We start from the raw sequence: 19,116 nt of genomic DNA, 5'->3' as shown, positions 1-19,116 counted from the left end.
GACGGCGGCAGTAGGCAGACGCGGTCGCGTGGCGGGTTGCCCAGCGGGTGCGTCGTGGTTGCTCGCGCCGTTCCCCGCGCCCCTGACGGGGCTCGGCCGGGGTCGCGCCCCGTAGGGGCGCGGGGAACTGCGCGACCAGCCCGAGACGGCCCGCACCCGCCGGACGGCGGCAGTGGGCAGACGAGACCGCCGCCCCCGTACCCCCGTAGGATCAGCGGGTGAACGACCTGAACTCCCCGGTGGAAAAGCTGAGCGGCGCCCTCGCGAGGGCGCTGGACGGCGTGCCGCCCTCGCAGGCCTCGCAGGCCGTGGCGCGGCTGATCGAGAACTACCGGGGGCGGACCCCGACCGCCGCCCCGATCCTGCGGGATCGCGCCGACGTCGCCGCCTACGCGGCCTACCGCATGCCCGCCACCTTCGAGGCGGCGCGCTCCGCGCTGGAGGCCCTCGCGGACGCGGCCCCCGAGGGCTGGGCGCCCGGCAGCCACGTGGACGTCGGCGGCGGGACCGGCGCCGCCGTCTGGGCGGCCGCCGCGACCTGGCTGGGCGAGCGTCCCGTCACGGTCCTCGACTGGGCCGAGCCCGCCCTCGCACTGGGACGGGAACTGGCGGCGGCGGAACCCCGGTTGGCCGCCACCCGCTGGCAGCGCGAACGCATCGGCGCCTCGCTCACCGTCGAAAGCGCCGAGCTGGTCACCATCTCGTACGTCCTCAAGGAGCTGACCGACGCCGACCGCCGCTCGGTCGTCGACGCGGCGGCGCACGCGGCCACGCAGGCCGTCGTCATCGTCGAACCGGGCACCCCGGACGGCTACACGCGCGTCATCGAGGCACGCGAGCAGCTCATCGCCGCCGGATACCAGGTCGCCGCGCCCTGCCCGCACAGCGCGGCCTGCCCCATCGAACCCGGCACAGACTGGTGCCACTTCGCGGCGCGGGTCAGCAGATCGTCCCTGCACCGCCAGGTCAAGGGCGGCTCACTGGCGTACGAGGACGAGAAGTTCAGTTACGTCGCGGCGACCCGCTTCGACCCGCTCCCGCCGCCGAACCGGGTGGTGCGCCGCCCCCAGATCCGCAAGGGCCAGGTGCTCCTCGACCTGTGCGGGGCCGAGGAGCAGCTGCGCAGGGAGACCGTGACCAAGCGCCACGGCCCCCTCTACCGCGCGGCGCGCGACACGGACTGGGGCGACGCGTGGCCGCCCCCGTCCGAGCAGTGACTCAGGCGCCCCAGGTGCCCTGGTCCACGGAGCAGTTCCAGCCGTTGCCGCGCACGGAGAACTTCACCTTGTAGGACCTGGTGTTCAGCAGGTGCGTGCGCACCTTGACGCCGAGCTTGGCCTTGCCCGCGAGGCTCTTGTCGTACACCGTGACGGTCTTCGACGTCTTGCGGGTGACCTTGCCGCCCTTCGGCGTGGCCTTGCCGAAGCGGATGTTCTTGACGTTGGTCACCGTGAAGCTGACCTTCTTGAAGCTCTTGCTGCTCTTGTTCTTCAGCCCGAAGTACAGACCGCCGTTGGTCACCCAGCCGTTCCGGTCGATCTGGAAACGGGAGGTGTAGACGATGTCGATCGGGCAGCCGGAGCTGCGCGGAGCGGCGCTCGGAGCGGCCGACGCGGCGCGCGGCTTCGGCTCCGGCTTGGCCGACGCGGACGCGGCCCCCGCGGTGCCGAGCTGGGCTGCGGTGAGTGCCCCTGCGGTGGCCAGGACTGCGACGGACGTGCGCATGCGGTTCACTGCGCTTACCTCTTCTTCCCCCTGGGCCCGGACGGGCCCGACTGTTTGGTTGTCGTGGTGCGTCGCACGGGAATCGTCTGTCTGTTCCCGCGCGCCCGTATTGGTACCACGAGGAGGCGCGTGGAGTGGAGTTGACGCGCCCCTTATAAACCTCTTAGACGCTGTGACTATTCACATCTCCATGACAACCAAGATCAGTTCACCCGCGGGCGGCGGCCGGCCCGGCGGCGCCCGCGCTCACGCCCGCAGGCGGTCCCGGGGCCGCTTCCTCGCCCTCTCCGCCGCCCTGGCCCTCACCGCGGCCGGAGCGACCACCTACGCCTTCACCGCCGGGGCCGGGCCCGCCCACGGCAAGCAGGTCGAACTGGCCGTCGACGGCGGTACGGCCGTCGTCGACACCGCCTCCCTCGCCGTACGCGCCCACACCCGCGACGGCCGCGCCCTCACCCTCTCCGACGCCTCCGACACCGACCTCGGCAGGCCCGGCCCCGTGACGCGTACCGGCGAGGGGCGGGCCCGCTGGAGCTACCCCGAGCGCGGCATCGACGTCACCGCCCGCACCGACCACGGCCGCCTCTCGCTGACGCTGAGGGCGCACCGCGACACCTCCGTCAGCTGGCCCGTCACCGGCACCGACGCCGCCGCGTCGGCCCTCCAACTCCCGCGCGGGGAAGGCCTGGACATCCCCGTCACGGACGCCTTCTGGACCACCGGCAAGGGCGCCCTCGCGGGCAGCAGCGTCGACGTCGGCGCCGATCTGACCCTGCCGCTGTGGGGCTACTCCCTCGGCAGGCGCACGGGCGTCAGCTACCTCACCCCGACCGACATCGGCACGACCCTCGGCTTCACCGCCCCCGGCGGCCGGCTGCGCGCCACCGCCGACCACACCTTCGACGGCGGCGACAAGACCCGCGACTACTCCGTCACCTTCGCCCTGACCGACGGCAACCCGGTCGCGCCCGCCGCCGACTACCGCTCCTACCTCACCGAGCGCGGGCAGCTCGGCAGCCTCAAGCGGAAGATCGCGAAGAACCCCGCCACCGCCCGCCTCCTCGGCGCCTTCCACGCCTACACCTGGGGCGACGCCCGCAAGAGCGCCGGGATCGAGGAGCTGCGCGAGCTGGGCGTCGACCGCATGTGGCTCGGCTACGACGGGGAGCCGCACCCCGACAAGGCGGCGGTGCGCGCCGCGAAGAAGGCCGGGTACCTCATCGGCCCCTACGACTCCTTCGCCAACGGCCAGGACCCCGAGACCGCCGACGCCCCGAACTCCGTCTGGCCCGGCACCGTCTACCCGGACTTCTGCGTCCGTGACGCCGAGGGCGAGCCGGTGACGGGCTTCGGCGGCCGCGGCTGCTACCTCAGCTCGCGCGCCTTCGAGAAGGCGGAGAAGACGCACCACTACCTCGCCGACCGCACCCGCCGGATGGTCGCGAACGGCGCCGACAGCTACTTCCTCGACGTCGACGCCACCGGCGAACTCTTCCGCGACCACGGCAAGGGCCACCGGATGACCAAGGCCGAGGACCGCGAGCACCGCCTCGCGCGCATGCGGCGCATCGCGGACCGGGGCCTCGTCCTCGGCTCGGAGACCGCGCAGGCCTGGGCGAACAAGACGCTCGCCTTCGACCACGGCGGCGCGACACCGGTCGCCGACGGCATGTGGAAGCTCCAGAAGGACCGCGAGAAGTGGGGTGGTTACTACCCCGAGGGCGCGCCCGGCGTCTTCTTCAAGCCGGTCGACCTCCCCGCCGACCTGGCCAAGGCGATGTACGACCCCCGCTACCGCGCCCCGCTCTACGAGACGGCGCTGCACGGCTCGCTGGTCAACACCGAGCGTTGGGAACTCTCGTACGAGAAGCTGCCCGCCCAGAAGACCACCCGCGCTCTGCTCGCCATGCTCTACAACACCCCCCTCAACTACGTCCTGGACGGCCCCTCGCTGAAGAAGCACGGCGCCGAACTGGCCGCCCTCCAGAAGTACTTCTCGCCCCTGCACAAGGCCGCGGGCACCGAACAGCTCACCTCCTTCCGGCAGTTGACCAAGGGCCGCACCGTCCAGCGCACGGTCTTCGGCAAGGGCGCGCTGACGGTGACGGCCAACTTCGGCACCAAGGCGTACGGGGGACTGCCGGGCGGCTGTGCCGACGCCCGCCTCAAGGGCGACGACAAGCCGCGCCGGCTCTGCCCGGCTGAGCTGCGAAAGGGCTAGCCCCGCAGCTCCTGCGTGCAGCACTTCACGCTGCCGCCGCCCTTGAGCAGCTCGCTCAGGTCCATCCCGATGGGTTCGTAGCCGCGCGCCCGCAGCGGCTCGAAGAGCCCGAGAGCGGCCTGGGGGAGCAGCACATGGAGCCCGTCGGAGACGGCGTTGAGCCCGAGCGCCTCGGCGTCGGGCTCCTCGGCGATCACCGCGTCGGGGAACAGGCTCCGCAGGACCGCCTGGCTGCCGGGCGAGAAGGCGGGCGGGTAGTACATGACCTCGTCCGCCGCGTCGTCCAGGACGGCGAGCGCGGTGTCCAGGTGGTAGTAGCGGGGGTCGATGAGGTCGAGCCCGATCACCGGGCGGCCGAAGAACTCCTGTGCCTCGCCGTGCGAGAGCGGGCTGGCCCGGAAGCCGCGCCCGGCGAGGACGTAGGAGGAGGTGACGGCGAAGTCGCCCTCGCCCTCGTTGATGTGGGTGGGCTCGTGGATCTCGGTGAAGCCGTGCGCGCGGAACCACTCCAGGTGGGCCGCCGCCTCCTCCTCGCGCTCGCGGTAGGCGAAGCGCGCGCCGAGCACGCGTCCCTCCACGACGGTCGCGCCGTTCGCGGCGAAGACCATGTCCGGCAGGCCGGGGCGGGGGGTCAGCTCCTCGACGGTGTGGCCGAGCGAGCGGTAGCGGTCACGCAGGTCCTCCCACTGGGCGACGGCGAGCGGGACGTCGACCGGCTTGGCGGGGTCCATCCAGGGGTTGATGGAGTACGTGACCTTGAAGTGTGCCGGTGGGCACATCAGATAGCGCCGGGGTGTGGCGCGCCGAGGAGAGCGAGGAAAACGGGACAACGAAGGCTCCTCACGTACCGCAGGGGTCAGATGCCGCCCGGTGTGGGCGGGCTGCTGCCCATGGTGCGGCAGTTGCCGCCCCCCGTGGGGCAGTTGCTGCCCATAGTGCGGTGTGAGGAGCCTTCGCGCTGTGCACCGAACGGGTGGTTGCCGACGCCGGGCAGCCGTGCTCACGGCCCATCGCGGGACACGGCCTTCCGCGCTCACGGCCCCGCGCGGTTCACGCCCGGCCGCCGCCCGACTCGCGCCCCTCCCGCAGTTTGCGCAGCAGTTCGCGCTTCTGCTCCTGGGGGCTCAGCCCGCCGCCGACGCGTCCACCGCGGCCCGCGCCGCGCAGGGCCTTGCGGGGAAGGTTGCTGCGGGTGCCGCCGACGCCCAGCATGTTTCCGGATCCGCCTCGGGTCATGTGTGCCCACCTCCATCGAATTCCGCCGAACCGACGAGACGGATCGTCTCGCCGAGGACTCCACTTTGAGCGAGACGCCGCGTCTTGTCAAGACGGTACGTCTCGGTTCGGCGCTGCTACATTCGACGGCATGTCTCAGAAGACCGCCCCCGACTCCACGCGCCGCAGCGAACGCTCGCGCCGCGCGATCTACGACGCCGCCCTCGCCCTCGTCACCGAGGCCGGGTACGCCAAGCTGACGATCGAGGCCATCGCGGCCCGCGCCGGCGTCGGCAAGCAGACGATCTACCGCTGGTGGCCGTCGAAGGGCGCCGTCCTGCTCGACGCCTTCCTCGACCTCGCCGAGCAGGCCTCCCGGGCCGCGAGCGAGAACGCGGGACAGGACGCCGTCCAGACCGAGATCACCGACTCCGGGGACCTGGAGGCCGACCTCAAGTTCGTGATGCGGGCCACCGTCGACGAGTTCAACGACTCCAAGTACGACGCCCCCTACCGCGCGCTCGCCGCCGAGGGCCTGCTCAACCCCGAGCTGGGCGAGGAGTTCGTGGCCAAGCTCCTCGAACCGCAGCTCCAGCTCTTCGTGAACCGGGTGCGCCGCGCCCAGGACGCCGGGCACGTCCTGCCCGACGTCGACCCCCGTATCGCCCTGGAGCTGTGGGCGAGCCCCCTTGCCCAGCGCTGGCTGATGCGCTCGGGCCCCCTGACCCACGCCTACGCGGACAAGCTCGTCGAGTACGCCCTCTACGGCATCACCCCGCGCCCCGCGGCGTCCTGACCCGCCCCGGCCGCGCCGCTCACACCCGCCCGGCGGCCCTCGCGGGCTCGATCGGCGTACGCGACAGAAGGCCCGGGGCGTCCGTGATGACGCCGTTGCAGCCGAGCCGCAGCACCCGGTCGCGCTGCTTCGCCGTCGTCACCGTGTGCGCCCACACCCGCGGCACGCCCGAGTTCACCGCGCGCCGCAGATCGCTGTCGCGCGCCTTGTAGTCCACGTCCAGGACGTCCACGTACGACGCCCAGCGCTCGGGCCGGTCGGTGCGCATCTGGACCTTGGAGCGCCACAGCTGCGCCAGCAGGCCCAGCTCGTGGGCGCGGCGCGCGACCGCGGGCCTGTTGGTGTTCACGAAGACCGAGCGGGTCAGGCCGCGGGCGCGGATCATCGCGGCGAGCTTCCCCACGCTCCGTGGATCCTTGGCCTCCAGCATCAGCATGATCCGCCCGCCGAACCGGTCGAGGACCTCCTCGACGGTCGGCGCCCGCTCCGGACGCCACCGGCCGGGCAGCGAGCTGTCGGGCCGCACCAGGACGCCGTGCCACTGGATCCGGTCGAGCAGCCGCACCGGGCCCGTCGCGTACGTGGTGCGGTCCAGGGTCTTGTCGTGCATGACCACCAGCGTGCCGTCGCGCAGTATCCGCGTATCGAAGTCGATGACCTGGGCGGTGCCGCGCTCGTACGCCGTCAGGAGCCCCGCCATGCTGTTCTCCGGGACCTCCAGGGCCCCGCCGCGGTGCGCGGTGTAGACGACGCGGGGGAGCGCGTCCAGGGTCAGGGGCCCGCGGCCCCACTCGATCGGGGCGAGGAAGCCGCTCGGAGCCGTGAGGGTCAGCGCCGTGAGGCCTGTCAGCGCAGTCGTAATGACCATGGGCGACACCGTAGGGGGGTAAAGGGCAATTCACCACTTAGTCCGCGATGGGGCGTGATGTCATCCGGCGGCTGGCATCACCCCGGGTACCCCGGATGTGGGCTCCGGCCCCCGGAGGCGCAGGATGGTGGGACCATGGGTCATGCTTTCGGCACAACGGCGAGGTGAGGGGCTAGATGGGCGCGGAGTTCGGCAGCCGGTCCGGCGGGCAGGGCAGGATTTCCCAGTGGCTGCGCCGTCGTCCCAAGGACACGACGGCCGATGACCGGGCCCGGGAGGACCTGCTGCTGGCCGCGGCGGGCGCCGGTCTGCCGCTCGCCCCGGCCGCGTATCCCTCGGCGTACCGATGTTCGTGCGACCGCATCGGCTGCCCCACCCCGGCCCGGCACCCCGTCTCCTTCGCCTGGCAGACGCAGTCCACGACCGACCGCGGCCAGATCGAGCGCTGGGCCCGCCACCAGCCGCAGGCCAACTTCATCACCGCGACCGGCATGGTCCACGACGTGCTCGACGTGCCCCTGGACGCCGGGCGCGAGGCGCTGCGGCGGCTGCTCGCGGCCGGCATCGAGGTGGGCCCCGTCGCCGAGTCGGGCGACGACCGGATGCTCTTCTACACCGCCACCCGCGGCACCCCCGAGGACGAGGACGAGTGGTGGCCCTGCGAGCTGGACTGCCACCCCGAGACGATGGACGAGCACCCCGGCCTGCGCTGGCACTGCCGCGGTTCGTACGTCCTGGTGCCGCCCGCCAAGCTCCCCGGCGACCTGGACGTGCGCTGGGTGCGCGGCCCCGAGCATCCGCTGCCGGACCCGCTGACGCTCCTGGAGACGCTCACCGACGAGTGCGCGCGGGTCGCGGGGGAGCCCCAGCAGGACACCGCCGCCTGGCCCCTGCGGGGCTGACGGCCGCCCGCGCTCCGGTGCGGGACGGCCCTACTGGTCGCCCTTGGCGCCCGTGAGCCCCTGCATGCGGCCGAGGACGGTGACCCTGTCGCCGCCGGACTTCTTCGGGTCGACGGCCACCTGGTTGCCGGCACGGGTCAGTAGCAGTGACTGCCGCACCTCGCCCTTGAGCAGGGCCTTCGCGTTCGCGTCGACCCTCGGGCTGAGGCCCTTGGCAGCGGTCTGCTTCTCGTAGTGGTGCGTGGAGAAGAACACCAGCGCGCCGCCGTCCTCGGTGCGCAGACCCAGCGGCGCGAACGGGCCGCCGTTCCGCGGCTCGTCGATGTACTGCACCACCAGACCGGCCCGCTTGGAGTTCTTGTCGCGGAGGGCCTTCCAGCGCGTCGTGTGGTCGCCCGGCGCGAAGCCCTTGCCGCCCGCCTTCAGGAAGGACGTGTACCTCTCGCCGAGATCCGAGGGGGCTATCGCGAGATCCTCCGCGCCCACGCCCACCGGCTCGGCCCAGCCGTCCTTGTCCTTCTTCAGCCGTGGCACCTTCTGCGGCGCCACCAGGTTCAGATAAGTGGCCCGCCACAGCGCGTCGGGGCCGCTCTTGGTGAAGACCCACAGCCAGCGCAGGTCCGAGCGGCGGCTGGCCTTGGTGTCGGCCATGAACCAGCGGGGCCAGCCGGCCTTCTTCGGGATCGAGTACTTCACGTCCGTGAGCACCAGCGGCACGTGCTTGGGGTTGCCCTCGGGGTACTGCGCGTGACGCGCCTTCAGGCCACCCTGGTTGATGGCGCCCAGCGGGCCGGTGATGCGGGCGGCGTCCAGGGCCGGGTCGTAGGCCTTGTCCGCCTTGTTGTACGCGGTGAGGAAGTCCTTCAGCGCCTTCGCGGCCTCGGCCTTCGTCGCCGTGGGAAGGACCTCCCGCTCGCCGTGCACCGTCACGCAACCGGTCGCCGTCACCGACAGGGCGGTCACCGTCGCCGCCACCGCGACCGGACGGCAAAGACCGCGAAGCCTGCGCGCCTTACTCATGGGGTCCCTTCACCTAGGCCCTTCACCAACGCCGTTCCCGGGCCCGAACCCTACCGGGACCGTTCCGGGCGTCAGCGGCGGGTTCGCGGGTCCCCGGGCCGGGGTTGGCTCAGCTCTTCTCGGCGACGGCCGCCTCGGTCGCCGCCGCGGGCTTCACGGCCGCGCTCCGCCCCGGCGCGAAGAAGAACACCAGCGTCGGCACCAGATACAGCAGCCAGACCACGACCTGGAGCACCGTCGGGTCGGGCTGGAAGTTGAAGACGCCCTTCAGGAGCGTGCCGTACCAGCTGTCCGGCGGGATCGTCGTGCTGATGTCGAACGCCTTGTCCTGGAGCCCGCCGACGAACTCCGCCTCCTGGAGGTCGTGCACGCCGTACGCGAGGACGCCCGCCGCCACGACGACCAGCATCGCGCCGGTCCAGGTGAAGAACTTCGAGAGGTTGATGCGGACCGCGCCCTTGTAGAACAGCCAGCCGAGCACGACCGCCGTCAGCAGCCCGAGGGCCACGCCGAGCAGCGGCCCGTGCGAACCGTCGCTGGAGGCCCGCACCGACGCCCACACGAACAGGGCCGTCTCCAGGCCCTCCCGGCCCACCGCGAGGAACGCCGTCGCCACCAGCGCGGCCGTCCCCATCTGGAGCGCCGAGTCCAGCTTCCCGTGCAGCTCGGCCTTCAGGTGCCGCGCCGTGCGCCGCATCCAGAAGACCATCCACGTCACCAGGGCCACGGCGATGATCGACAGTGAGCCGCCGAGCGCCTCCTGCGCCTGGAACGTCAGCTCCTGCGAACCGAAGGTGAGCGCGCAGCCGAAGCCGAGCGCGAGCGCCACCGCGACACCGATGCCGCTCCAGATCGGCGCCAGCGCGTCCCGCCGCCCGGTCTTCACCAGGTAGGCGATGAGGATGCAGACGACGAGGCTGGCCTCGAGCCCCTCGCGCAGGCCGATCAGATAGTTGCCGAACATCGGCTCACGCCTCCCCGGTGAACAGGCCCCTGCCCCACCAGTCGTCCTTGTCCCGGACGCCCGGCGGGACCGCGAAGACCGCGGAACCCACGTGCTGGATGTATTCGTTGAGCGCGTCGGAGCGCGCCAGATTGCGCTGGACCGGGATGAAACCGGTGCGCACGTCCCGCTGGTAGGCGAGGAAGAACAGACCGGCGTCCAGCCGGCCGAGCCCGTCGGTGCCGTCGGTGAAGGAGTAGCCGCGGCGCAGGAGCGTCGCCCCGTCGTTGGCGTCGGGGTGTGCGAGCCGCACGTGCGCGTCGGGCTTCATCGCCTTCAGGAACGGCTCGTCGTGCTCCTTGGCCTTGCCGACCGGGGCGCCCTCACCCTTGTCGCGCCCGAACACGTCCTCCTGCTCGCCGAGCGAGGTGCGGTCCCACGTCTCGATGTTCATGCGGATGCGCCGCGCCACGAGGTAGGAGCCGCCCGCCATCCAGTCCGGCCCGTCCTTCTCGCCCACCCACACGTGCTTGGCGAGCGCCGAGCCGTCCTGCCCGGAGACGTTGCGCGTGCCGTCCTTGAAACCGAAGAGGTTGCGGGGCGTCTGCGCGTCCGGCGTCGTGGAGGAGGTCTTGCCGAAGCCGAGCTGCGACCAGCGCACGGCGACCTTGCCGAAGCCGATGCGGGCGAGGTTGCGGATGGCGTGCACCGCCACCTGCGGGTCGTCGGCGCAGGCCTGCACGCACAGGTCGCCGCCGCTGCGGGCCTTGTCGAGGTTGTCGCCGGGGAACTTGGGGAGGTCGACGAGCGCCTCCGGGCGCCGGCCGGAGAGGCCGAACCTGTCGAAGAGCGAGGGGCCGAAGCCGATCGTCAGCGTCAGCCGGCACGGCTTGAGCCCGAGCGCCTCACCGGTGTCGTCCGGCGGCGCCTCGGCGAGCCCGCCGTAGGCGCCCTCGCCGACCGTGTGCCCCGCGGTCATCCGCGCGGCCGCCCGCGTCCAGTCCTTGAGGAGCCGCACGAACTCCGCGCGGTCGTCCGTCCGCACGTCGAACGCCGCGAAGTGCAGCCGGTCCTGGACGGCGGTCGCGATGCCCGCCTGGTGCGCGCCGTGGAAGGGGACGGCCGCGCCCGCGTCCCCGGCGGGCGCCACCTCGTCGCCGGAGCGGGTCATCGCCACCGCGCCGCCGGCCGCGGCCGCGCCGAGCGCGAGCCCGGCGCCGCCCCAGCCGATCAGCGAACGCCGCGACGGGGCGCGGGTGTTGTCCTCAGGCATCGGTTCCCCCCAGCCGCTACTTGGACTTCACGACGGCCGCGGCCAGCTTCGACAGCGGCTCCGCGAGCGCGTTCACGCCGTCCTGCAGCTCCTTGCGGTCCGCCTTGCCGACCTTGTCGTACGAGACGAAGTCGTAGGAGTCCTTGCCGCCCTCGCGGTACTTCTCCAGGAGCTTGTCCAGGGCCGCGAACTGCTTGTCCAGCTCCTCGGCGAGCTTCGGGTCGTTCTCGGCGGCCACGGGCTTCAGCAGCTCGTACGACTTCTCGGCGCCCTCCACGTTCGCCTTGAAGTCGACCAGGTCGGTGTGGGAGTAACGCTCCTCCTCGCCCGTGACCTTGCCGGTGGCGACCTCGTCGAGGAGTTCCTTGGCGCCGTTGGCCATGGAGGTCGGGGTGATCACTGCCTTGCCGACCCGCTTCTGCCAGTCCAGCAGGTCCTTGTCGAGGAGGGTGGCCAGCTCCTTCTCGCGCTTGCCGATCTTCTTGTCCTGCCACAGGGCTCGCTCCAGACGGTGCCAGCCCGTCCAGTCCTTCTCCAGGTCCTGGCCGTCTTCGAGGCCGTCCTCGCGGAGGTCGACCTTCGGGTCGATGTCGCCGAAGGACTCGGCGACCGGCTCGGTGCGCTCCCAGCCGATGCGGGAGTCGGCGTACGCCTTCTTCGCGGCCGCCAGGTCGCCCTTGCGCACGGCGTCGGTGAAGACCTTCGTCTTCGGCAGCGTCGCGTCGGCCTGCTCCTGCGCGTACTCGCGGTAGGCGGCGACGGCCTTGTCCAGGCGGGGGTCGCGCTTGGCGGCCTTGCCGCCGCCGGTGACGGTGATCTTCTGGCGGATGCCGTCGCCCTTCATGCCGGGCTTGCAGGCGATTTCGTACGCACCGGCCTTCACCTCGGCGGTGAGCTTCTGCTTCGTGCCCGGGCCGATGTTCTCGCGCTCGCTGACGATGCGGTCGTCGGGGAAGAGGATGTAGACCTCGGTGACCTTGGAGCCCTTGTTCTCGATGGCCAGCTCGACGTGTCCGGCGGACAGCTCCTTCTTGGAGACCTGGCACGAGTCGTCGGTGGCGGTCACGCTCACGCTGTTCGCGCCGCCCTTGGCGTCGCTCTTCTCCGTGCAGCCCGTGACGGCGGTCAGGGCCGCCGCGGTGGCGACGGCGGTGACGACGGACAGGCGGGCGGGTCGCACGGGTCGCATAGAGGACTCCCAGACGGATCACGGACAACGGGATCAGAGACGGACGAACCCCACCGCATACCGGTGAGGCGGACCTAACTTAACCGACCCTTACCTCGGTGATACCCGCCCGTTCCGTGATTCAGCTCTCAAGCGGGGCCACCGCTCACGGGCCGATCACGGGCGGCTGATGGACGGCCCATGGCCGGGTAAAGCGCAGGTCAAGCCGGGGTGGCCGGGCTCCTGCGGGGAGTGACCACCGGGGCGCCGGTGCGCGGATGCGGGAAGACCTCCACCGGCTGCCGGTACACCCGCGACAGCAGCTCCTCCTCGAATACGTCACCGGGGGCGCCCTCCGCCGCGAGGACCCCGCCCCGCAGCACCGCGACCCGGTCCGCGTACGCCGCCGCGAGCCCCAGGTCGTGCAGCACCACCACGACCGCGTCACCGGCGGCGGCCCGCTCCCGGCAGATGCCGAGGACCAGCTCCTGGTGGCGCAGGTCGAGCGCGGCGGTCGGCTCGTCGAGCAGGAGCAGCGGGGCGCGCTGGGCGAGGACGCGGGCCAGCGCGACCCGCGCCCGCTCGCCGCCGCTGAGCGCCGAGAAGGGCCGCCGGGCGAACTCGCCCACCTCGGTGGCCGCCATCGCCTCGCGCACCGCCCGGTCGTCGTCGTCCGCCGCACGCGTCCCGGCCCACGGCGCCCGGCCCATCCGTACGACGTCCTCCACCGCGAAGGGGAAGGACAGCGCGGCGGACTGCGGCAGCACCGCCCGGCGCAGGGCCAGTTCGGGAGCGGACCAGTCGGCCGCCGGGCGCCCGCAGACGCGCACGATTCCCGCGTCGGCGGGCAGATCCGCGGCGAGCGCGGCGAGCAGCGTCGACTTCCCCGCTCCGTTGGGCCCCACCAGCGCCAGCACCTCGCCCGCGCGGGCGGCCACCGACACCCCGGCGAGCACCTCGCGCCCGCCGAGCCGCACCCGCAGCCCCTCGGCCTCGGCGAGCACGTCACCGGCCGCGCCCGGCTCCGGCAGCGCACGCTCGCGGCCCGCGAAGAGCCTCCTGCCCAGCCGCCCGATCACGCCCAACCCCCTTGCCTGCGCCGGGTCCTGCGCAACAGCCAGAAGAAGAACGGGCTGCCGAAGAGCGCGGTGAGCACGCCCAGCGGCAGCTCGGCGGGCGCGGCCACCGTGCGCGCCGCCAGATCGGCCGCCACCATCACGAGCGCCCCGCCGAGCGCGCTGCCGGGGACCAGGAAGCGGTGCCCGGGACCCGCGGCCATCCGCAGCAGATGCGGCACGAGGAGTCCCACGAAGGTGACGATCCCGGCGACGGCAACGGCGGCCGCCGTCAGCAGCGCCACCACCAGCACCAGCACGAGCCGCAGCCGCTCCACGTCCACGCCCAGATGCCGGGCGGGCCGCTCGCCGAGCGCGAGCAGGTCCAGCTTCCGCGCGGAGAGGGGCGCGACGGCGAGGCCGAGCAGCGCGCACGGCAGCACGGCGAGCACCTTCGGCCAGGTCGCCTGCGCGAGCGAGCCCAGCTGCCAGAAGGTGATCTGGCTGAGCTGCGCGTTGTCGGCGAAGAAGAGGCACAGGCCGATCAGCGCCCCCGCGAAGGCGTTCACGGCGATGCCGGTGAGGATCAGCGTGACGACCTCCGTACGGCCGCCCTCGCGCGACATCACGTACACGAGCAGGACGGTCGCCAGCCCGGCGACGAACGCGCAGACGGTGACGGTCCAGTTCCCGAGGAAGCTCAGGCCGAGCGCGATGGAGGCGACCGCGCCGACCGCCGCGCCCGAGGAGATCCCGATGACGCCGGGCTCGGCGAGCGGATTGCCGAACACGCCCTGCATCAGAGCGCCCGCGCACCCCAGCGAGGCGCCGACGAGCAGCGCGAGCACCACGCGCGGCAGCCGCACGTTCCACAGCACGCTCTCGCCGACCCGGTCGAGCGGGGCCCCGCCGAGCCCGATGCGGTGCTGGACCGAGGCGATGACGTCCCCGAGGGGAATGCCGTACGCGCCGATGCCCGCCGAGAGCAGGCAGAGCAGTACGAGTACGGCGACGAGCCCGGCGGTCAGGGGGAGGGCCGCGCCACGGCGGGTCCGGGGCGCCTCTTCGCGGGCCGTGGGAGCGGTCCGGCCCCCGGGTTCGGTCAGCAGGCTCACTCGGTGTCCCCGTAGAGCTGCTCCACCAGGGACTTGAGCACCTGGTCGGTGCGCGGCCCGTAGTTGAGGAGCACCCCGTCGTCGACGGAGACGACGCGGCGGTCCAGACCGGCCGGGGTCTCGGCGACGCCCGGGACCTTCAGCAGTCCGTCGACGCCGTCCACCGACTCCAGGCCCTTCGTCATCACGAGGATCGCGTCGGGCGCGGCCTTGGCGAGCGCCTCGCTGGTGATCGCCGTGAAGTCCTTCGTCAGCCCCGACTCCTTGCCCGCGTCGACCGCGCCCGCCGCCTCCAGGAGCGAACTGGCCCCGGAGTCACGGCCGCCGAGCAGATAGACGGAGGCGGAGCCGCGCAGGTAGAGGAAGGCGACGCGCGGCTTCTTCGCGCGAGCCCCGGCGGGGATGGTTTTGCGGACCGCCGCTATCCGCTTCTCCGTACGTTCCGTCAGCTCGGCGCCCGCCTTCTCGGCCCCCAGCGCCTTGGCCACCGCCTCGATCCGGGGGCTCACGTCAGCCAGGCCCTTCGCCGGGTCGAACACGACGAGGGGGACGCCCGCGTCGCGGATCTGGTCGATGGCCTCGGCGGGGCCGGTGGTGGTGTCGGCGAGGACGACGGTCGGCCTGAGCGAGAGCACGCTCTCCGCCGAGACGTCGTGGGCACGTGTCACCACCGGCAGCTTCTCGGCCTGTTCGAAGGTGGCGGTGATGTCTCGGGCGACGACGTGCTCGCCGAGGCCGAGAGTGAAGACGATCTCGTTGAGGCTGCCGGTGAGCGGCACGATGCGGCTGGTGTCCTTCACCGTCACCTTGTGGCCGTCGGCCGAGGTGACGGTGGCGGGGAGTCTCGCCTCGGGAGGCGCCTTCAGCGGCTCCACGCGGTCGGGCGCGGCGGCGTGCGTCGGCGCCTTCCGCGGCTGCGCGCCGGTGCCGCCGTCGGACGTCCCGCATCCGGTCAGGCCGAGGGCGAGCGCGGCGGCCCAGGCGCCGGTGATGCGGAGTGAGCGCGGCATTCGCACCGAAATCCACCGTCCTGTCGAGCTGTTGAGGGTTCGTAGTTTAGGTTAGCCTTACCTTATTAGCTAGAGCTGGAGGGGGTCTCCCATGCCGTCGTCGTGTACGCGGTGGTCGTCATCGTCGGGGCGGGCGCGTGGTGTCGCCACCCGCGCCGGAGCCGTGGCCGTACTCACCGCGCTCACCGGGGCGCTGCTCCCGGCGGCCGCCGCGCACGCCGAGGACCGCGCGGTCCGGGGCGGACGGCTCGACTGGGGCATCAAGTCCTCCTTCCAGAGCTACGTCACCGGACCCATCGCCCGGGGCGGATCGACCCTCCAGGGCGGGGCGGCCACGGTCGGCGGCAGCCAGTTCCGCTTCCACTCGGCGAAGGGCGCGTACGACCCGGAAAGCGGGAAGTTCAGCGCCGGGTTCTCCGGGGGCGTGCGGTTCACCGGGCACAAGAAGGGCGGGGTGTACGAACTGGACCTGACGATCAGTAACCCCACGGTGCGGGTCGCGGGCGGTTCCGGCACGCTCTACGCCGACATGGTCAGCAAGCGGAAGGGCAGCGGCAAGGTCACATCGGCCGCGCGGGTGCCGCTCGCCTCGCTCGATGTCAGCGGCATCGACATGACGGGCGGCACCGGCCCCATCGCCCTCAACAACCTCCCCGCCAAGCTCACTTCGCAGGGCGCGAAGGCCTTCGCCGGGTACTACGCGGCGGGTACCGCGCTCGACCCGGTGAGCCTGTCGACGGACCTTGCCACGAAGTCCGGAGGATCGGGCGAGCCTTCGCCGAAGCGCTCGGAGCGGCCGGAGCCGTCCGGTGGGAGGGCGAAGGCGGGCCGCATCGAGGACGCCGCCGTCGACTGGGGCGTGCGCCGCACCTTCCGCGAGTACGTGACCGGTCCCATCGCCAAGGGCCGCTGGAAGCTGACCGGCGGCGCCGAGGACGGGGGCGCGCTCTTCCGCTTCCCCAGGGGCGAGGGCTCGTACGACGCGAAGAAGCGCAAGCTGGACGCGGACTTCGCCGGGGCGGTCCGCTTCACCGGGAAGCACGGCCTCGACCTCGCGCTGAGCAAGGTGGCCGTGGAGGTGAAGGACGGCAAGGGCACGCTCTCGGCGGACGTCGACAGCAAGGGCGACCGGGGCGTCACCCTGCGGAACGCCCCGCTGGTCACGTTCGCCGCGCCCGAGGGGCAGTTGAAGCCGAAGGGCGGTCTCGTCTCGCTCACCGAGGTGCCTTCGAAGCTCACCGCCGACGGGGCCAGGGCCTTCGGCGGCATGTACAAGGCGGGCTCCGCCATGGACCCGCTCTCCCTGGCCGTGGCAGTCGACGCCGACGCGAAGCTGCCCGCGCTGCCGGACCTCGGCTCATCGCCCGCCCCGCGCTCCGCGAGGGCCGAGCGGTCCGAGGACACCGCGCGCTCCGAGCGGAAGACGGAGAAGGCGGCGGACGCCCCCCCGGCCTCTTCCGACTCCTCGAACGCCGTGCCGATCGGCGTGGGCGCGGGCGTGGCGGTGCTGCTCGCGGCGGCGGTCGCCTTCGGCGTCGTACGCAAGAGGCGGGGGGCGGACGCCTCCGACGCCTCGGACTCCTGACGTTTTTCCTCCCTCACCCCTCACACCCCCTCTCCCAAGGAGAAGCCTGATCATGGCCGCTACCCCTCGCCCCATAACCCTCGCGGCAGCCGTCGCCACCGTCGTCACGCTCGGCGCGACCGCCCTCGCCCTCCCGGCGACGGCCGCCGACAGTGGCGCGGCCGCACCGCCCAGGCTGGAGCTGAAGGACGGCACGCTGGACTGGGGCGTGAAGGAGACCTTCCGCAAGTACGTCACGGGCATCGCCATGGGCAAGATCGAGGCGACGGACGGCGCCAAGCAGGCGCCGGACAACGGGGTGTTCACCTTCACCGGCGGCACGGGGGCCTACGACACCGGCACGCACGCCACCGAGACCGCCTTCAAAGGAGCCGTCCGCTTCGTCTCCACCGCCCACCGCTTCGACATCAGGATCGCCGACGTGAAGGTGCGCACCGGGGGCAACGCCGGCGCCATCCAGGCCGACGTCACGCTCAACGGCGCCACCCAGAACGACATCGACCTCGCCCGCCTCGACATGACCGGGATCAGGCCCGGTCAGGGCGAGGGCGGCGCGATGGTCCTCAAGGACATCCCGGCGACGCTGACGGCGGCCGGCGCCAAGGCGTTCAACGACATGTACAAGGAGGGCGAGAAGCTCGACCCGGCCACGCTCACGGTGAAGGCGGGCGCCCCGCTCCCCGACAAGCCGACGGACAAGCCCACCGACAAGCCGACCGAGAAGCCCACCGGGACCCCGAAGCCGACCGCCACGCCCACCGGCACGCCGGGCACGCCCGGTCCGGGGGAAGCCGTCGACGGCAGGCTCTCCTGGGGGCTGAAGAAGAGCTTCCGCGCCTATATCTCCAGCGGCGGCAAGGTGACCGTCGAGGGCGGCGCCAAGAAGATCACCGGCGGCTACACCTTCCCCCACGCCAAGGCGGACGTGGACTCAGGCGCCAAGAAGATCGACGCCTCCTTCGGCGGCAGCGTCCGCTTCGCGTACAAGGCACACGGCATCGACATGAAGTTCAGCGACTTCAAGGTGCGGGCGAACGGCGCCAAGGGCACCCTTCTCGTCGACGTCACCACGCCCAAGGGCACCAACAACAACGTGAAGTTCGCGACCCTCGACCTCTCCAAGGCCTCGTACAAGGCGAAGGGTGATGTCGTACGCCTCGACAAGGTCCCCGCGGCCTTCACGGCGGCCGGTGCGAAGCAGTTCGCCAACGGCGCGGTCGGCTCCATCTACAAGCCGGGCCAGAAGCTGGACCCGGTGACGGTCGCCCTCTCCCTCTCCGAGGGTGCGGAACTCCCCTCCGGAGGCGCCCAGTTCGGCGGTGAGGCCGGGGGCGGCACCGGTGCCGCAGGGTCCGGTTCCGTGGGCGGCGGCGGCTCGGTCGGCGGTGCGCTCGGCGACGCCGACTCGCTGGCGGCCACCGGCGCCGACGCCCCCTCGGCCGCGCTGCTCGGCGTGGCGGGCGCGGCCGTGGCGGCGGGCGCGGGCGCGGTGTACGCGGCACGGCGTACGCGGGGCACCGAAGCGCTGTGATGCTTCAATGCCGGGGTGACCTTTGACGTACTGCGCGTCTTCTGCGGGCCCGACGGTCGGCACGGCAACGAACTCGGTGTCGTGCGCGACGGGGCCCGTACGCCCGCCCAGGAGGACCGGCAGGCGTTCGCGGCGAAACTCGGCTTCAGCGAGACGGTGTTCGTCGACGACCCCGAGCGGGGCGTCATCGACATCTACACCCCGACCCTGCGCCTGCCCTTCGCGGGCCACCCCTGCGTCGGCACGGCCTGGCTGCTCGACGTGCCGGAACTGGTCACCCCCGCGGGCGTGGTGCAGGCCCGCCAGGACGGCGAGTTCAGCTGGATCACGGCATACGCGCGGTGGGCGCCGCCGAGGACGCTGCGGCGGTACGGGACGGCGGCGGAGGTGGACGCGCTCGACGTGCCGCCGCCCGGGGAGTGGATCTACGCCTGGGCGTGGGAGGACGAGGCGGCCGGGCGGGTCCGCGCCAGGGCGTTCCCCGGCAGGGACGACGGCATCACGGAGGACGAGGCGACGGGCGCGGCGGCGCTCCTGCTCACCCACGAACTGGGCCGCGCCCTCAACATCACCCAGGGCCGCGGCTCCCAGATCCTGACGGCCCCGGGCCCGGACGGTGAGATCGAGGTGGGCGGAAGGGTACGGGGCTGGCACCCCAGCCCCACCGACTGACACTCCAGCCCCTCCGG

General features: G+C 72.5%; 18 protein-coding genes. 7 read left to right on the top strand and 11 right to left on the bottom strand.

The features are described 5' to 3' along the window. Positions 1-218 precede the first annotated feature (218 nt). Positions 219-1,217, top strand: a complete 999-nt coding sequence (locus DMA15_RS10320) for a small ribosomal subunit Rsm22 family protein (protein ID WP_125512481.1) — start codon at positions 219-221, stop codon at positions 1,215-1,217. 1 nt (position 1,218) lies between these two features. Here the strand turns inward: DMA15_RS10320 and DMA15_RS10315 are convergent, their stop codons facing one another. After that, positions 1,219-1,725: a hypothetical protein gene (locus DMA15_RS10315; RefSeq protein WP_240659735.1), complete on the bottom strand. Its 507-nt coding sequence runs from the start codon at positions 1,723-1,725 to the stop codon at positions 1,219-1,221. 190 nt (positions 1,726-1,915) lie between these two features. Between DMA15_RS10315 and DMA15_RS10310 the strand changes: the two genes are divergently transcribed. Beyond that, complete coding sequence (locus DMA15_RS10310) at positions 1,916-3,946, top strand: glycoside hydrolase (protein ID WP_125512479.1); 2,031 nt, start codon at positions 1,916-1,918, stop codon at positions 3,944-3,946. On the opposite strand, the gene ddaH is transcribed toward DMA15_RS10310, so the two are convergent. Both ddaH and DMA15_RS10300 read right to left on the bottom strand, forming a co-directional pair. Next, positions 3,943-4,776 (bottom strand): dimethylargininase, encoded by an 834-nt coding sequence (ddaH, locus tag DMA15_RS10305; RefSeq protein ID WP_346428907.1) that lies wholly within the window; start codon positions 4,774-4,776, stop codon positions 3,943-3,945. The genes DMA15_RS10310 and ddaH overlap by 4 nt on opposite strands. Positions 4,777-4,996: 220 nt before the next feature. Continuing rightward, positions 4,997-5,182: a DUF6243 family protein gene (locus DMA15_RS10300; protein WP_125512478.1), complete on the bottom strand. Its 186-nt coding sequence runs from the start codon at positions 5,180-5,182 to the stop codon at positions 4,997-4,999. A gap of 130 nt (positions 5,183-5,312) precedes the next feature. Here DMA15_RS10300 and DMA15_RS10295 point away from each other — a divergent pair, with 130 nt between their 5' ends. Next, positions 5,313-5,957 (top strand): TetR/AcrR family transcriptional regulator, encoded by a 645-nt coding sequence (locus DMA15_RS10295; protein ID WP_125512477.1) that lies wholly within the window; start codon positions 5,313-5,315, stop codon positions 5,955-5,957. Positions 5,958-5,976: 19 nt separating this feature from the next. On the opposite strand, the gene DMA15_RS10290 is transcribed toward DMA15_RS10295, so the two are convergent. Beyond that, positions 5,977-6,825, bottom strand: coding sequence for a glycerophosphodiester phosphodiesterase (locus tag DMA15_RS10290; RefSeq protein WP_125512476.1), 849 nt, complete (start codon positions 6,823-6,825; stop codon positions 5,977-5,979). Between the two features lie 176 nt (positions 6,826-7,001). Here DMA15_RS10290 and DMA15_RS10285 point away from each other — a divergent pair, with 176 nt between their 5' ends. Beyond that, positions 7,002-7,727: a bifunctional DNA primase/polymerase gene (locus tag DMA15_RS10285; RefSeq protein ID WP_125512475.1), complete on the top strand. Its 726-nt coding sequence runs from the start codon at positions 7,002-7,004 to the stop codon at positions 7,725-7,727. 30 nt (positions 7,728-7,757) lie between these two features. On the opposite strand, the gene DMA15_RS10280 is transcribed toward DMA15_RS10285, so the two are convergent. The 7 genes from DMA15_RS10280 to DMA15_RS10250 form a co-directional block, all read right to left on the bottom strand. Then, entirely contained in the window at positions 7,758-8,747 is a 990-nt protein-coding gene (locus tag DMA15_RS10280) for a hypothetical protein (protein ID WP_125512474.1), read from the bottom strand. Positions 8,748-8,856: 109 nt separating this feature from the next. After that, a complete protein-coding gene (efeU, locus tag DMA15_RS10275; RefSeq protein WP_125512473.1) occupies positions 8,857-9,711 on the bottom strand; it encodes an iron uptake transporter permease EfeU in 855 nt (284 codons plus the stop codon). A gap of 4 nt (positions 9,712-9,715) precedes the next feature. Continuing rightward, positions 9,716-10,963, bottom strand: a complete 1,248-nt coding sequence (gene efeB, locus DMA15_RS10270; RefSeq protein ID WP_125512472.1) for an iron uptake transporter deferrochelatase/peroxidase subunit — start codon at positions 10,961-10,963, stop codon at positions 9,716-9,718. Positions 10,964-10,979: 16 nt separating this feature from the next. After that, positions 10,980-12,143 (bottom strand): iron uptake system protein EfeO, encoded by a 1,164-nt coding sequence (gene efeO / locus DMA15_RS10265; RefSeq protein ID WP_125517558.1) that lies wholly within the window; start codon positions 12,141-12,143, stop codon positions 10,980-10,982. Positions 12,144-12,352: 209 nt separating this feature from the next. After that, positions 12,353-13,162, bottom strand: coding sequence for a heme ABC transporter ATP-binding protein (locus DMA15_RS10260; protein WP_240660191.1), 810 nt, complete (start codon positions 13,160-13,162; stop codon positions 12,353-12,355). 44 nt (positions 13,163-13,206) lie between these two features. Continuing rightward, positions 13,207-14,292, bottom strand: coding sequence for an iron ABC transporter permease (locus tag DMA15_RS10255; protein WP_240660190.1), 1,086 nt, complete (start codon positions 14,290-14,292; stop codon positions 13,207-13,209). A 5-nt stretch (positions 14,293-14,297) separates the two neighbouring features. Then, on the bottom strand, positions 14,298-15,311 hold the full coding sequence (locus tag DMA15_RS10250) for an ABC transporter substrate-binding protein (RefSeq protein ID WP_125512470.1): 1,014 nt from the start codon (positions 15,309-15,311) through the stop codon (positions 14,298-14,300). A gap of 91 nt (positions 15,312-15,402) precedes the next feature. On the opposite strand from DMA15_RS10250, the gene DMA15_RS10245 reads away from it, so the two are divergent. From DMA15_RS10245 to DMA15_RS10235, 3 genes are read left to right on the top strand one after another with little or no spacing between them, the layout of a single operon-like run. Further along, a complete protein-coding gene (locus tag DMA15_RS10245) occupies positions 15,403-16,896 on the top strand; it encodes an HtaA domain-containing protein (RefSeq protein ID WP_125512469.1) in 1,494 nt (497 codons plus the stop codon). 52 nt (positions 16,897-16,948) lie between these two features. Then, a complete protein-coding gene (locus DMA15_RS10240) occupies positions 16,949-18,427 on the top strand; it encodes an HtaA domain-containing protein (protein ID WP_125512468.1) in 1,479 nt (492 codons plus the stop codon). 15 nt (positions 18,428-18,442) lie between these two features. Then, positions 18,443-19,099 carry a PhzF family phenazine biosynthesis protein gene (locus DMA15_RS10235; protein WP_125512467.1) on the top strand — a complete coding sequence of 219 codons (657 nt, stop codon included), beginning with the start codon at positions 18,443-18,445 and terminating at the stop codon, positions 19,097-19,099. Positions 19,100-19,116 lie beyond the last annotated feature (17 nt).

The sequence above is a fragment of the Streptomyces sp. WAC 01529 genome, assembly GCF_003945545.1.
Taxonomy (GTDB): Bacteria; Actinomycetota; Actinomycetes; order Streptomycetales; family Streptomycetaceae; genus Streptomyces; species Streptomyces anatolicus.
This window is presented reverse-complemented; position numbering and strand designations above follow the sequence as displayed.

What these genes read in the sequence shown, in the direction of transcription:
- DMA15_RS10310 (WP_125512479.1), top strand. Translation starts at nt 1,916, where the DNA reads ATGACAACCAAGATCAGTTCACCCGCGGGCGGCGGCCGGCCCGGCGGC.
- DMA15_RS10315 (WP_240659735.1), bottom strand. Translation starts at nt 1,725, where the DNA reads ATGCGCACGTCCGTCGCAGTCCTGGCCACCGCAGGGGCACTCACCGCA.
- DMA15_RS10250 (WP_125512470.1), bottom strand. Translation starts at nt 15,311, where the DNA reads ATGCCGCGCTCACTCCGCATCACCGGCGCCTGGGCCGCCGCGCTCGCC.
- DMA15_RS10300 (WP_125512478.1), bottom strand. Translation starts at nt 5,182, where the DNA reads ATGACCCGAGGCGGATCCGGAAACATGCTGGGCGTCGGCGGCACCCGC.
- DMA15_RS10285 (WP_125512475.1), top strand. Translation starts at nt 7,002, where the DNA reads ATGGGCGCGGAGTTCGGCAGCCGGTCCGGCGGGCAGGGCAGGATTTCC.
- DMA15_RS10290 (WP_125512476.1), bottom strand. Translation starts at nt 6,825, where the DNA reads ATGGTCATTACGACTGCGCTGACAGGCCTCACGGCGCTGACCCTCACG.
- DMA15_RS10240 (WP_125512468.1), top strand. Translation starts at nt 16,949, where the DNA reads ATGGCCGCTACCCCTCGCCCCATAACCCTCGCGGCAGCCGTCGCCACC.
- efeB (WP_125512472.1), bottom strand. Translation starts at nt 10,963, where the DNA reads ATGCCTGAGGACAACACCCGCGCCCCGTCGCGGCGTTCGCTGATCGGC.
- DMA15_RS10295 (WP_125512477.1), top strand. Translation starts at nt 5,313, where the DNA reads ATGTCTCAGAAGACCGCCCCCGACTCCACGCGCCGCAGCGAACGCTCG.
- DMA15_RS10245 (WP_125512469.1), top strand. Translation starts at nt 15,403, where the DNA reads ATGCCGTCGTCGTGTACGCGGTGGTCGTCATCGTCGGGGCGGGCGCGT.
- DMA15_RS10280 (WP_125512474.1), bottom strand. Translation starts at nt 8,747, where the DNA reads ATGAGTAAGGCGCGCAGGCTTCGCGGTCTTTGCCGTCCGGTCGCGGTG.
- efeU (WP_125512473.1), bottom strand. Translation starts at nt 9,711, where the DNA reads ATGTTCGGCAACTATCTGATCGGCCTGCGCGAGGGGCTCGAGGCCAGC.